This is a genomic window from Allobosea sp. CCNWLY174 (assembly GCF_037120455.1).
Lineage (GTDB): Bacteria > Pseudomonadota > Alphaproteobacteria > Rhizobiales > Beijerinckiaceae > Allobosea > Allobosea lupini.
This window is the reverse complement of sequence record NZ_JBBBBQ010000016.1, coordinates 25,647-37,616: the sequence shown is the minus strand read 5'-3', so window position 1 is coordinate 37,616 and position 11,970 is coordinate 25,647. Positions and strand designations below refer to the sequence as shown.

At 63.9% G+C, this 11,970-nt stretch carries 13 protein-coding genes; 9 read left to right on the top strand and 4 right to left on the bottom strand.

The features are described 5' to 3' along the window. Nucleotides 1-28: 28 nt before the first annotated feature. Both V7S63_RS27670 and V7S63_RS27665 read left to right on the top strand, forming a co-directional pair. On the top strand, nt 29-544 hold the full coding sequence (locus V7S63_RS27670) for a 2'-5' RNA ligase family protein (protein ID WP_336532688.1): 516 nt from the start codon (nt 29-31) through the stop codon (nt 542-544). Between the two features lie 36 nt (nt 545-580). After that, nucleotides 581-1,297 (top strand): SDR family NAD(P)-dependent oxidoreductase, encoded by a 717-nt coding sequence (locus V7S63_RS27665; RefSeq protein WP_336532687.1) that lies wholly within the window; start codon nt 581-583, stop codon nt 1,295-1,297. Between the two features lie 24 nt (nt 1,298-1,321). Here V7S63_RS27665 and V7S63_RS27660 read toward each other — a convergent pair whose 3' ends face one another. After that, the gene (locus V7S63_RS27660) at nt 1,322-2,938 is read right to left on the bottom strand and encodes a cryptochrome/photolyase family protein (RefSeq protein ID WP_336532686.1); all 1,617 of its coding nucleotides are present in this window, start codon (nt 2,936-2,938) and stop codon (nt 1,322-1,324) included. Beyond that, nucleotides 2,884-3,048, bottom strand: coding sequence for a DUF2256 domain-containing protein (locus V7S63_RS27655; protein WP_199777459.1), 165 nt, complete (start codon nt 3,046-3,048; stop codon nt 2,884-2,886). The genes V7S63_RS27660 and V7S63_RS27655 overlap by 55 nt, the downstream gene beginning before the upstream one ends. Before the next feature lie 936 nt (nt 3,049-3,984). On the opposite strand from V7S63_RS27655, the gene V7S63_RS27650 reads away from it, so the two are divergent. From V7S63_RS27650 to V7S63_RS27620, 7 genes are all read left to right on the top strand, one after another. After that, nucleotides 3,985-4,365 (top strand): DUF427 domain-containing protein, encoded by a 381-nt coding sequence (locus V7S63_RS27650; protein WP_336532685.1) that lies wholly within the window; start codon nt 3,985-3,987, stop codon nt 4,363-4,365. A 157-nt stretch (nt 4,366-4,522) separates the two neighbouring features. Further along, entirely contained in the window at nt 4,523-5,191 is a 669-nt protein-coding gene (locus V7S63_RS27645) for a DUF1684 domain-containing protein (protein WP_336532684.1), read from the top strand. 127 nt (nt 5,192-5,318) lie between these two features. After that, nucleotides 5,319-6,197 (top strand): glycine betaine ABC transporter substrate-binding protein, encoded by an 879-nt coding sequence (locus V7S63_RS27640; RefSeq protein WP_336532683.1) that lies wholly within the window; start codon nt 5,319-5,321, stop codon nt 6,195-6,197. Between the two features lie 22 nt (nt 6,198-6,219). Further along, nucleotides 6,220-7,767 carry an HAL/PAL/TAL family ammonia-lyase gene (locus V7S63_RS27635; protein WP_336532682.1) on the top strand — a complete coding sequence of 516 codons (1,548 nt, stop codon included), beginning with the start codon at nt 6,220-6,222 and terminating at the stop codon, nt 7,765-7,767. Beyond that, nucleotides 7,764-8,393 carry an ABC transporter permease gene (locus V7S63_RS27630; protein WP_100962224.1) on the top strand — a complete coding sequence of 210 codons (630 nt, stop codon included), beginning with the start codon at nt 7,764-7,766 and terminating at the stop codon, nt 8,391-8,393. The genes V7S63_RS27635 and V7S63_RS27630 overlap by 4 nt, the downstream gene beginning before the upstream one ends. Beyond that, nucleotides 8,393-9,028, top strand: coding sequence for an ABC transporter permease (locus V7S63_RS27625; protein ID WP_091836925.1), 636 nt, complete (start codon nt 8,393-8,395; stop codon nt 9,026-9,028). The genes V7S63_RS27630 and V7S63_RS27625 overlap by 1 nt, the downstream gene beginning before the upstream one ends. After that, nucleotides 9,025-9,978 (top strand): ABC transporter ATP-binding protein, encoded by a 954-nt coding sequence (locus V7S63_RS27620; RefSeq protein ID WP_336532681.1) that lies wholly within the window; start codon nt 9,025-9,027, stop codon nt 9,976-9,978. The genes V7S63_RS27625 and V7S63_RS27620 overlap by 4 nt, the downstream gene beginning before the upstream one ends. A gap of 20 nt (nt 9,979-9,998) precedes the next feature. On the opposite strand, the gene V7S63_RS27615 is transcribed toward V7S63_RS27620, so the two are convergent. Together V7S63_RS27615 and V7S63_RS27610 are read right to left on the bottom strand one after the other, a co-directional pair. Next, nucleotides 9,999-10,802, bottom strand: a complete 804-nt coding sequence (locus V7S63_RS27615; RefSeq protein WP_336532680.1) for a phosphate/phosphite/phosphonate ABC transporter substrate-binding protein — start codon at nt 10,800-10,802, stop codon at nt 9,999-10,001. Continuing rightward, nucleotides 10,799-11,809, bottom strand: coding sequence for an ornithine cyclodeaminase family protein (locus V7S63_RS27610; RefSeq protein WP_336532679.1), 1,011 nt, complete (start codon nt 11,807-11,809; stop codon nt 10,799-10,801). Before V7S63_RS27610 ends, V7S63_RS27615 begins: the two co-directional genes overlap by 4 nt. Nucleotides 11,810-11,970 lie beyond the last annotated feature (161 nt).

Below are 11,970 nucleotides of genomic sequence, written 5' to 3'. Positions count from 1 at the left end.
GATGGCGCTTGGCGTAGGGGAGACCTCGATGGTGAGGGACGATTCGCCACTTATCGTGACGTTGCGTCTGGATCAGCAGAGCTTTGTGCGATTCAATTCCGAGCGCGAGCGTCACTTTCCGCCGAGCCGCAACCTCGTTCCGGCACATTTGACGATGTTTCATCATCTGCCCGGCGATCACTGCAGTGAAATCGCTGGGCAGTTGGCATCGGTGGCAGGCCGAACCGGCGCGCTGAAGCTATCGATTCCTTCGCTTCGGTTCCTGGGCAATGGCGTGGCCTACAATGTCAGCGGCAGCGAGTTGATCGACGTTAGGGAGATGATCGCGCGACGCTGGTGTGCTCATCTGACACCACAAGATGCGCAGGCCTTCCGCCCGCATGTGACGATCCAGAACAAGGTGCCGGCCGATGCCGCCAAAGCGCTTTACCGACGGTTGTCGGAGGCGTTCAAACCATTCGACGTGACTGGGACAGCCCTGCAACTCTGGCGCTATCGTGGAGGTCCGTGGGAAGCAGCCGGTGAATTCGGGTTCGAGGGATGACGCCGTCGTGACAGATCGTGTGGGAGGCATCCGCCCGTGCCAGATGCAGCGGTGATCATCGGTGCCTCTGGCGGGATCGGCGGCGCGCTCGCCGAGGCTATCGCCGCTTCGGGCCGGTATTCGATGGTCCACGGGATCTCGCGCACGTCCTGTGCGCCTCACGAGGTCATCCGTTTTCACACCGCGGACATCACCGACGAGGCCAGCATCGAACGGATCGCGGGATCGATCGGGTCGGCAGGACCGGTCAGCCTCGTCATCGTTGCGAGCGGCCTTCTCCACGACACCGACATCCATCCCGAGAAAGCGCTGAAGATGATCGACCCGGCCGCGATGGCGCGACTCTTCGCGGTCAACGCCATCGGACCTGCCGTCATCGCCAAGCATTTCATTCCGCTGCTGCCGCGACAGGGCCGATCGATCTTCGCCGTCTTGTCGGCGCGCGTGGGATCGATCGAGGACAACCGGCTCGGCGGCTGGTACGCCTACCGCGCCTCAAAGGCAGCGCTCAATCAGGTGATCCGGACGCTCGCGATCGAGCTGAAGCGGACGCGCCCCGAGGCCATAGCGCTGTCGCTGCACCCCGGCACGGTCACGACGCGCCTGTCGAAGCCCTTCCGGAGCAACGAGGCCCATGCCGGGCTGTTCGCGCCCGAGGATGCCGCGGCGAACCTGCTCAACGTGCTGGAGAACGCGACCAGCGAGCAATCCGGCGCATTGCTGGCCTGGGATGGCGCGCGAATTCCATATTGATGTCTGGTTGCGGGGATGCCGCCTTCAGCCGAACAGGTCACCCTGTGTCGCGACATGCATCTTCGTGCCAGGCTCTGCCAAGCCTTCGAGGAAAGCACGGGCCTCGCTGCGAATCGTCTCGCGGCGGGACGAGTCCATGCGATCGAGCGTGCGGTAGGGCATCGCCATTCTGGGCAGCTGTTCCAGCTTTTGGCGGTTCCTCATCAGGAAATTCCAGTACAGCAGGTTGAACGGGCAGGCGCCCTTGCCGGTCTTGATCTGCGGGCTGTAGACGCAGCGGCCGCAGTAATCGGACATCCGATCGATATAGGCGCCAGAGGCGGCGTAGGGCTTGGAGGCCAGCATGCCGCCATCCGCGAAGGCGACCATACCGTGCACATTCGGCAGCTCGACCCAGTCATAGGCATCGGCATAGACGATCAGATACCATTCCTCGATGTCGGCTGGTCTGATGCCGGCGAGCAGCGCGAAATTGCCCGTCACCATCAGCCGCTGGATATGATGGGCATAGGCGCGGCGCCTCGTGTCCGAGATGGCACGGGCCAGGCAGTTCATCTCGGTCTCGCCAGACCAGTAGAACCATGGCAAAGGCCGCTCCGCCTCAAGCGCGTTGGTCTCGGCATAGGCCGGCATCTCCAGCCAATAGACGCCGCGCACATATTCGCGCCAGCCGAGGATCTGCCGGATGAAGCCTTCAGCCGCATTCAGTGGCGCATCGCCTCTCCGATAGGCCTGCTCGGCCGCGACGCAGACCTCTCGCGCCGTCAACAGGCCGAGGTTGAGAGAAGGCGAGAGAAGCGCGTGGAAAAGACGCGGATCGTCTTCTGCCATGGCGTCCTGATAGTCGCCGAAGCGCGGCAGCGCCTGCGCAATGAACCAGTCGAGCGCGTTCACAGCATCCCTGCGCGTGACTGGCCAATCGAATGCGTCCAGATCGCCGAAATGATCCGCGAAACGCGACGCTACCAGGTCAAGCACGCGGCTCGTGATCGCGTCACGCTCGAACACCGGCCGTGGCGGCGAGCGCATCCCCTTCGGCAACCGCTTCCGGTTCTCGGCATCAAAATTCCAGCGTCCTCCAGCGGGCACGTCTCCATCCATCAAAATGCCGGTCCGGCGGCGCATCTCGCGATAGAAGAACTCCATCCGATAGCTGCGCCGATCGCCGGCCCAGTGCCGAAATTCGGCGCGAGAACAGAGGAAGCGGTCATCGTCGCGGATCTCGACGGGGACACCGGTCAGCGCCGGCCAATCGTCCATCATGCGGCGCACGCGCCATTCGCCCGGCTCGGTGACGACGATCCTGTCGGGCCGATGCCTCGCTACGGCTCGGACGAGTTCGGTGCCAAACGCACCCGTATTCCCTGTCGCGTCGAGCCCGACATAGTCGACGGTGATCCCCTCGGCTCGCAGTTCCGCCGCGAAATGCCGCATGGCTGACAGGACGAGCGCGATCTTCTGCTTGTGATGACGGACATAGGTCGTTTCGTCGGCGACCTCGACCATCAGAACGACGTCGCCAGGCGCCAGGCCATCCAGCGCGGACAGATCGCGGGTGAGCTGATCGCCCAGGACGAAAACGAGGGTCAATCCGTGACTCGACGGTCCCGCCGTGCCGCTTCGCGGCAGCGGTCCGAGCATGTCGCGATCGTCTCCCAAACACGCTCCCATTTTTTGCGCCATGCGAACGGCCGACCACAGGACACGCAGATCTTCGTCGGCAGATCGGCCTTCCGTCGCATCTTCGGCATTCGCAATTCCGCTTCCATCGTCGCGCAAGGACGAAAGCAGGTTCTCAGCGCGCGCCGTGAGCGTATCTTCCCTGTGTCACCTGCGCGGGGGTGACGCCGTAAGACGGTCGAGAACATCTCGCGTCAATCCGAAAACGCGTTCTCGCAACTCCGGCCTGCGCCACAACATGTAGCCTGCTGCACCCGCAAGAATAAGCCTGATCATGTCGTCGCCTCTCTCGTTCACTCGGCCTCAAACGGCGGCGGCCTCCTTAGGTTCCCGCATGAGCGAAGCCCATACTGACTGGACAGACGTGGCCGGAGCCAGAAGTCGCGAACGCGGCCGGCGGCGCTCCGCGGTCGCTCGGAAGCATGACGAAATTAAATCTGGCGGTCGACGCAGTTGCCCGGTGTTGCGCTCATCGCGAAGCCCTTTGCCATGACATAGTTCCTCGACACCATCGTGATCATCCTGGACATGATGCATACCGGAGCATCCTATCCCGTGCTGCAAGGGGCGGTTCCGATCCACCCGACCGTCTCGGAACTGATCCCGACCGTTCCAGGAGACTTGAAGCCTGACCCTTAGTCGGCTGACGGGTCGCAGTTCGGGCGTGCTGTGTGCGAGGCCCGCGCGCGGGGAACAGCGATGGGGCTGCAAGCGGCCCTGAGCTATCGTGAGAGTTTCAAGGCTCAGATGCCGCGCTTGCCCGCTATCGGCTCTCCAGCCGATAAGGACATCCAGAACAGCGCTCAAATCCGCTGGGTCAAGACGGCTTGTTCGATCCAAGCTCGGCCGTCTCGATCGATCGCCGTCGATATCCTGCGAAATGGGGCCGCCCGATTGGCTGAGCATTCGCACGTCTTGCAGGACTAGGCGGCGATAGCCAATTCGGTCAGCGGACTGCCCATGTTCGACATTCGCTGCTCCGGCAGACTGGGCTGAAGGAAGAGGAAATGGATCCGAGGATCGTAAAAATTCCCGGCCCCGACCATCCGATCACGATCACGCCCAGCCACAGCCGCATCGTCGTGAGCGTTGGCGGACGGGTTGTCGCCGACAGCGTCAACGCCCTGATACTACAAGAGGCTGCATATCCGGCAGTCCACTATATTCCACGCGCCGATGTCGACATGACAGCGCTCAACCGATCGGAAACCCATTCGTACTGCCCCTATAAGGGTGAGGCGTCGTATTTCAGCATCCCGAATGGGGGAGGACGCTCGGTTGACGCCGTTTGGACGTACGAGACGCCTTACGATGCCGTGGACGCGATAAAAGCCTATGTCGCCTTCTATCCGGATCGTGTCGATGCGATCGAGCAACGCCCGATCTGAAGCCGAACTGGTCAGTGGTTGCTGGGAGCTCGGTCGCTGCTGACATCGACTGACTGCCCGAAAGCTGACGATCACTCACCGTTGCAACCCGGAGAGGTTTGGTGCGTTGACGCACTCGACCATGTCCCTCCTCACGAGATCGCTCGGGCGAAATACCATGGCTGATCAGATCTTGAAGCGTGACGAGGCGACGCTCGCCCAGAGCACGGCGTTAGAGAAATATTCGAGCTTGCATGATTGGCGCTGCCAGGTCGCCGATCTCTATGCCGCTGTGCGGGCCATGCCCGGTCGCGACGGCTGGATGTACTGGCGAAGCGCTCGCGACAGGCTCTTCCGGGAACATCTGCAATCTCCGCTTGCCTCCGCGCGCCGCGCGCAATTTCGCGGAATTGATTATTTTCCCTACGATCCAGCCATACGATTCAAGGTTGGCTTGGGCGCCGCCATCGATCGGGAGATCATCAGGCTCGAAGCGGGTAAAGATGGTCTGATGACACTTGTCCCCTTTGCCATCACCCAGGGGCTCGATTCCGCGCTGGGCAAGGAACTGACGCTCTACTGGATCGAAGGCTATGGCGGCGGCGTCTTCCTGCCCTTTGGCGACTCGACGAATGGTCAGGAGAGTTTTGCTGGCGGGCGCTATCTGCTCGACACGATCAAGAGCGCGGATCTCGGCAGCAGTGACGACGGCGAGCTGATCCTCGATTTCAACTTCGCCTATTATCCATCCTGCGCCTACTCAGAAGCATGGGTCTGTCCCCTTGCACCGACGGAAAATAGGCTGCCGGTGCCGATCCGGGGCGGTGAGCGCAACGCCATACCCTAAAAGCACTGCATTCCATCTCAGCAGAACGCGCGGGCTATGGCGCTTCACTGATCTTTGTGTGGTCGGCTCCTTGCATCGGCGCCCCTACTTGCTAGCCTTTCTCATCGGACCTCGAGGAGCCCCATCCATGCGCCTTATCAGAACGGTCTTCGCAGCTGCCGCGATGTTGGCGGTCAGTCTTTCCTCCGCCTCGGCCCAGACCATCAAGATCGGCTCCAAGAACTTCACCGAGCAGTTCGTGGTGGCGGAACTCTATGCCGCCGCGCTCGAACAGGCCGGCTTCAAGGTTGAGCGCAAAATCAATCTCGGCGGTACGCTCGTTGCGCATGAAGCGCTGAAGAGCGGCGCGATCGATCTCTATCCGGAATACACCGGCACCGGCCTCAACGCCGTCATGAAGGCGCAAGGTGTGACCGAGACCGATCCCGAAAAGGTCCGCGGCATGGTCAAGGCCTTCTACGAGAAGGAGTTCAACCTGACTTGGCTGAAGGCATCCAACATCAATAACGGCTATGCGATCGTGGTCAGGCCCGAGACCGCCAAAGAATTCAACCTCAAGACCCTGAGCGATCTCGGCAAGGCCTCGTCCAAGCTCCGGCTCGGCGCCGGCACCGAGTTCGTCGATCGCCGCGACGGCATCGCCGGCTTGAAAGAGGTCTACGGCGCGCAATTCGCCGAGTTCAAGCAGTTTGCAGCCTTGCGACTGCGTTACGAAGCCCTGAACCAGAAGCAGATCGAGGTCGCCAACGGCTTCTCGACCGACTGGCAGATCGCGGCCGAGAAGTTCGTCGCGCTCGACGACGATAAATCGTTGTTCCCGCCCTATTACCTGTGCCCGGTCGTGCGCCCCGAAATAGCCAACGACGCCAAGATCGTCGCGATCCTGGAGAAGGTTGGCGCTGCGCTCGACAACCCGACCATGCAGGAGCTCAACCGTCAGGTCGAGGTCGACAAGAAGGAGCCGCGTACCGTCGCGGTGAACTTCCTTAAGGCGAAGGGTCTCTGAGCTGAACGTCGCGACCGCACCGGTGCGGGCAGCGAAGATACCTGACGGGAACGTCGTCCTGGGCCAAGGCGCAGTCGGGATCGAGGCGATTGTCGCCATTGCACGGGACATGACGCCGGCTCGGCTGCACGGGTCGGTCCGCCCGCGACTGGAAGCGGCGCGGGCGGTGGTCATGCGCGCTCTCGCACGCGGCGACACCGTCTATGGCCTGACCACCGGGCTCGGCGCGGCCGTCGACACCCGACTTGCCGACGAGGCGATCCTGGCCTTCCAGGGGCGCGCGATTCAGGCGCGGGCGGTCGGCGTCGGCGATATCATGACGACGGAGGAGGTTCGGGCAATGCTGGCGGCGAGACTCGCCGCGATCTGCCATGGCACCTCAGGGATTTCGCCCGATTTGGCCGAGGCTATCGCCGCTATGCTCAACGCCGGCGTTCATCCGGTCGTGCGACGGATCGGCTCGCTCGGCGAGGCCGACCTGTCGCCGCTGGCGCAGGCATTCCTGCCGCTCGTCGGTGCCGGCGAGGCGCAGATCGGGGGCCGCACGATGCCCGGCGGCGACGCGCTGGCCGCAGCCGGCATCGCCCTGCCGGCACTCGGCCCTAAGGACGGTCTTGCTCTCCTCAATGCCAACGCCCAGAGCATTGGCCTGGCAGCGTTGGCGGTCGCCGACATGCAGCGAGCCCTCGATTCCGCTTTGCTCGCAGGCGCCCTGTCGCTTGAAGCCTTCCGCGCCAATCTCTCACCGCTTGATGCCGAGCTCGATCGGTTGCGCGGAACGTCGGGCCATGCCGAAGGCGTCAGGCAACTGACGGCCGTGCTCGCCGGCAGTGATCTCTGGGCGCCTGGCGCGGCCCGGCGGGTGCAGGATCCACTGTCGTTCCGCTGCCTGGCTCCGGTCGCGGGTCACGCCGCCCGCGCCAGTTCCGCCGTGCGGCTGGCCGTCGAGGCGGAGCTGGCGAGCGCACCTGACAGCCCGATGGTGCTGATCGAGCGCGATGCGATGCTCTCCAGCGTCAATTTTGACACCACAGAGCTGGCGCTGACGCTCGAAGCCGCGGGCCTCGCCATGTCGCATGTGGCAGCGATCTCGGCGGCGCGGATCGTGAAGCTGATGTCGCCGGCGGCCAGCGACCTGCCTCGCTTCCTGACCCGACATGGCGGGTCGCATTCCGGTTTTGCGACGAGCCAGAAGACGGCCTCCGCGCTGGAAGCCGAAATCCGGCATCTCGCCTTGCCGCTCGGGGCACTGACGCTGCCGGTTGCCGACGGCGTCGAGGATTATGCGCCGATGACGCCGCGTATCGTCGAGAAGACGCATGCCATCGCCAGGCGTCTGACGCGATTGGCTGCGATCGAATTGGTCGTGGCGGCAGAAGCCGTCGATCTGCGCGGCCCGATCAGGCTAGGGAGCGGCACCGGTGCCGCGCATGCGTTTGTGCGCAGTCTCGTTCCGCGCCTCGGCGACGACCGGCCGATGGGCCGTGAATACGAGGCGCTGGCGCGCGCGATCGAGGCTGGCGATCTCATGCCGACAGACATCGCGGCCGACAACGGTGTCGCCCCGTGACCTGGGCGATCGAGAACTACGATCGATTGTTGCTGGCGCTGTGGGAGCACATCCAGCTCGTCGGCGTCGGCCTGCTGATCGCGCTGGTGATCGGCGTGCCGCTCGGTGTGCTTTCGGCAAGGCGCCCGCGCTTTGCGCTCGTCGTGCTACTGGTTTCGGGGGCGCTCTACACTGTGCCGGCTCTGGCGATCTTCGCTCTGCTGATCCCCTATCTCGGCCTTGGCTTCTGGCCGGCGATTGTCGCGCTCGTCGCCTATGCGCTGCTGATCATTATCCGCAACGTGGCGACCGGCTTGCGCGAAATCTCTCCGGATATCCTCGATGCCGCCAACGGCATGGGTTATGGCAGCTGGCGCCGGCTGTTCGCCATCGAGCTGCCGCTGGCGTTGCCGGTGATCATCGCTGGCGTCCGCATCGCGGTGGTCACGCAAGTCTCGGTCGCGACGGTGGCCGCGTTCATCAATGCGGGCGGGCTCGGCGATATCATTTTCCAAGGCATCACCCAGGATTTCGGCGAGAAGGTCGTGGTTGGCGCGGTGGTGACCTCGGCGCTCGCCATCTTCTGCGACGAGAGCTTGCGCCGGGTCGAGAACTGGATGCGCGCGAACCAGGCGGAGCACGCCTGATGGCCGGATGGATCGCCGCCAATCCCCAGATCTTCGTCGTGGCGCTGCAGAACCATCTCTGGCTCAGCGGCATCGCGCTGGTGGCCGTTCTGCTGATCGCGCTGCCGCTGGGCCTCGTCCTGACTCGTCAACGCGGCCTCGCCAATGCTGCCATCGCGATCGTCAACATTCTGCGAACGGTGCCCTCACTGGCTCTGCTCGTGATCATGCTGCCGCTGCTCGGCACGGGCTTCCTGCCCTCCGTGGTGGCGTTGACGCTCTATGGCCTGCCGGCGCTGCTGCTCAATACCTATACCGGCCTTACCCAGGTCGACGCCGACATCGTCGAAGCTGCGCGCGGCCAGGGCTTTTCGGATCGCCAGGTGATGATGAAAATCGAAATCCCTCTGGCGCTGCCGGTGATCTTCGCTGGCATCCGCACGGCTGCCGTACAGATCGTTTCGGCCGCGACTCTCGCGGCCTTCATCGGAGGTGGAGGGCTAGGCGAGCTCATCACGGCCGGCATGGCGAATTTCAACTTCCCGCAGCTCGTCGCGGGAGCGGTCGCGGTCGCGGCCCTGGCGCTCGTCGTCGAGGTCGGCTTTGCCGCGGTCGAGCGACTTCTGACACGGCAAGTGCGGATGGGGGCAGCATGACGATCCGCCTGGAAGCCGTGACCAAGGTCTTTTCCGGCGTCGCACGCCCGGCCGTCGATGCGCTCGACCTGACGATCGAGAAGGGGCAGGTCTGCGTGCTGATCGGGCCATCGGGCTGCGGCAAGACCACGACGATGCGCATGGTCAACCGGCTGATCGAGCCGACATCGGGACGCATCTTCGTCGGTGAGAGGGATGTGACCAAGGCCGATCCGGTCGAGCTGCGCCGCCACATCGGTTACGTCATCCAGCAGATCGGCTTATTCCCCCACATGACGATCGCGCAGAACGTCGCAACAGTGCCGAAGCTGCTTGGCTGGGATGTCGCGCGGATCAAGGCGCGCAGCGAAGAGATGCTTGATCTGGTCGGGCTGGATCCAAAACTCTATCTTTCACGCTATCCACGCCATCTCTCGGGCGGACAGCGCCAACGCATCGGGGTGGCCCGCGCACTCGCAGCCGACCCGCCGGTGATGCTGATGGACGAGCCCTTCGGCGCAGTCGATCCGATCGTGCGGGGGCGGCTGCAGGAGGAATTCCTCAGCATCCTGAAGCGGCTGAGCAAAACCGTCATCCTGGTGACGCACGACATCGACGAGGCGATCCATATGGGCGACGTCGTCGCGATCATGCGCGACGGCAAGCTCGTGCAATACGATACGCCCGACCGAATACTCGCCGCACCCGCCAACGAATTCGTCGCCGATTTCGTGGGCGCCGACCGGGCACTGCGCCGGCTCTCGTTGGTGCGGGCGGCGGATGCCGTCGAGCCCGGTGGCGCGAGCGATGGCTTCAGCCTGCCCGGAAGCCTTTCCATGCGTTCCGTCCTGTCGGCCCTGCTCGCCGAAGGCCGCGAAGCCGCGACCATCCTGAGTGAGGATGGTCAGCCGCTCGGCCGGATCACGCTGGCAGCGATCAGGGCCAGAGGCGCCGGGACTGCCGTCTCCTGATGGTCACCAAGAGCGGCCTGTCACCCGGGCTGCATGTAGCCCGCAGCGTCCGCAGCCTGCGCCTCGCGGACCAGTATCCGATAGCTTTCCGCCTCGACCACCTGGAAGCCCGTCAGCCGCAGATGCGCCAGGATTTCGCGTCCGGCCGGATCGTCGGCGATGGCCAGCAGGGCCTGCTGCAAGCTCGCGACCACCTCGTTCTCGACCGCTTGCGAGGCGACCAGCAGCGGCATCGGCCTGGGTGTCGTCGTCGCAACGATGCGCAGGCGTGCCGCCGTCTCGGGTTCGGCCACCAGCAACAGATCGTAGAAATAGGAATCGAGTGGGCCGATATCGATCCGCTCAGCGAGCAGCGCCTCCACGACGCGACGCGGTGTCAGTAGCGGGCCGATGCTCTCGCGATAAAGCAGTCCGCGTTCACGCCAATCGCCTAGCAGATGCGTCCGGATGGCGTTGAAGCCCGATTGCGAATGCGCCACCGTCCAGCCGATGCGGTGGCCGAAACTGTCCTGCAGGGTCGCTATGTCGCTTCTGGCCCTGACGACCAGATGCGTCGCGTAAAACGGCATGCCATCGCCGGAGGCCGGAACGGGTGCGGCGACCGGCCTCACGCTGAAAGGACCGCTTGCAAAGGGGTAACCGCACATGAAGGCGAGCCCCAGATCGTCGCGTCGCCAGAGATCTTCGAGCGGCGCCGGTGCGGCATGGGCGATGATGTCGAGCGGAACGCCGCTCAGCGCCGCGATCCGGGAAAACAGGGCTGACCACGCGGCGATCGTCGCATTATCGACGGCATACATGCGCGCGCTGGCAACGAGGTTCACGCGTAGCGCAGCCGCTGGCCGAGGCCCATGGTCTTCGCCTTCTCCAGCATGAAATGGCCCAGCGCGATATCCGAGAGCGAGAGGCCGCGATGCCAGAACAGGATCGTCTCATCCTCTCGCTCGCGGCCGGGTTTCAGCCCCGCGACGATTTCGCCCATCTCGGCGTGCAGCGTTTCCTCCGAGAGCTTTCCAGCCTCGACATGGGCGCGCAGCGAGCCGAAAGGGCCGCCCTTGCACTGGCCCCAGTCATCGACCACGAGCTTGCTCATGATGTCGGTCAGCGACAGCTCGACCGCGCTCATCGTGCCATAAGGCACGACGAAGGCGCCCGGCTTGATCCAGTTCGTCTTCAGCATCGGGGCCGGCTCGCTCAAGCGCGAGGCCTCGACGACGATGTCTGCGCCCTCGACGCAACTCTGCCAGTCCTCGGTCACGACGATCTTCTTGCCGAGATCGGCGGAGAGCTTCGCGCCAAAGGCCTCGCGGCTTTCGGGCCGGCGTGAATGCACCCGGATCTCATCGAAATCGAACAGAGAATCGAGCAGGCGGACGTTCCAGTAGGCCGTGCCGCGCGCGCCGATATGGCCGAGCACCCTGGAGTTCTTGGACGCGAGATATTTCGCGCCGATCGCGGTGATTGCGCCGGTACGCATATCGGTGAGGTGGCTGCCATCGACGATGGCTGTCGGGACACCGGTCATCGGGTCCATCAGCAGCAGCAGGCCCATCTCGGAGGGCAGGCCAAGCTTGTAATTGTCGACAAAGTCGCCGATGACCTTGACGCCAGCCCGCTCGATCGGCGCTCGAAAGGCGCCGCGCAGCACGTTGAAATGGCCGTTGGCGCCGGCCTTCGGCATCAAGTGCACACGCGGTTCGATCTCGGTCTGCTTGCGGCCTTGCGCGGAAAGTCCGGCCTCGACGGCGGCGATGATCTCGGCGTCGGTCAGCGCCAGAGCTTCGACGTCCAGCGCATTCAGGTAATCGATATAGAGCGGAGCATGGGTCATCCGGTCGTGGCTCCGACTTCTGGGCCTCAGCGTCTGAGTATACCAACCTGATACCCGTGATCGCGTGCTGCCAGCAAGCTCTCAGCGAGCCGAGAATTAGCGCCCGAGTCGTCATTGGACCAGTTCTGGCGGTCGTTGTCGTCCACCGAATTGCAATGCTT

Bases quoted from the DNA above. Each gene is read 5' to 3' on its own strand.
- V7S63_RS27670 (WP_336532688.1), top strand. From the start codon at position 29: ATGGTGAGGGACGATTCGCCACTTATCGTGACGTTGCGTCTGGATCAG.
- V7S63_RS27660 (WP_336532686.1), bottom strand. From the start codon at position 2,938: ATGCTCGGACCGCTGCCGCGAAGCGGCACGGCGGGACCGTCGAGTCAC.
- V7S63_RS27655 (WP_199777459.1), bottom strand. From the start codon at position 3,048: ATGCCGAAGATGCGACGGAAGGCCGATCTGCCGACGAAGATCTGCGTG.
- V7S63_RS27650 (WP_336532685.1), top strand. From the start codon at position 3,985: ATGGATCCGAGGATCGTAAAAATTCCCGGCCCCGACCATCCGATCACG.
- V7S63_RS27645 (WP_336532684.1), top strand. From the start codon at position 4,523: ATGGCTGATCAGATCTTGAAGCGTGACGAGGCGACGCTCGCCCAGAGC.
- V7S63_RS27640 (WP_336532683.1), top strand. From the start codon at position 5,319: ATGCGCCTTATCAGAACGGTCTTCGCAGCTGCCGCGATGTTGGCGGTC.
- V7S63_RS27625 (WP_091836925.1), top strand. From the start codon at position 8,393: ATGGCCGGATGGATCGCCGCCAATCCCCAGATCTTCGTCGTGGCGCTG.
- V7S63_RS27620 (WP_336532681.1), top strand. From the start codon at position 9,025: ATGACGATCCGCCTGGAAGCCGTGACCAAGGTCTTTTCCGGCGTCGCA.
- V7S63_RS27610 (WP_336532679.1), bottom strand. From the start codon at position 11,809: ATGACCCATGCTCCGCTCTATATCGATTACCTGAATGCGCTGGACGTC.